The following is a 394-nucleotide window of genomic DNA, read 5'->3' as shown; positions in this document are numbered from 1 at the left end:
CCGCAGGCCGGCGGGCGCGGCCGGATCGCCCTCCGACAGCCGCCGGTAGATCCGCTCCCGCGCCGACACCGTGCCCCGCAGGGCGGCGTCGTGGGTGGCCAACCGCTCGAGGTAGCGGAAGATGCCGCGGGAGATGCCCAGCGCCCGCACCGCCACCACGGCGACTGTCAGGTCGAGCACCGGCGGCATCTGCCAGGCCCGGGTGATCAGCCACGCGGACAGCGCGGCCAGCGCCAGCGCGCTGCCGAGCGTCGCCACCCCGGCGACCACCGCGTAGGCCACCCGTCGCGGGCTCAAGTCGAGCAGGCGCAGTGCACGGAGCAACGGATCGCTCATGCCGCCGCCTCCCCGGTTCCGGAGGGCACTGCCTCGGACTGCGCGGTCACCACGGTGT

General features: G+C 75.6%; 1 pseudogene. It reads right to left on the bottom strand.

The annotated features are described in order from the left end of the window. A pseudogene (locus AC1DYG_RS20380) lies at nucleotides 1-336 on the bottom strand (thiol reductant ABC exporter subunit CydC); the annotation flags it as partial. Nucleotides 337-394 lie beyond the last annotated feature (58 nt).

It is taken from the genome of Pedococcus sp. P1_H8, assembly GCF_056405175.1.
The sequence above is the reverse complement of the archived record's forward strand: the minus strand, read 5'-3'. Positions and strand labels throughout refer to the sequence as shown.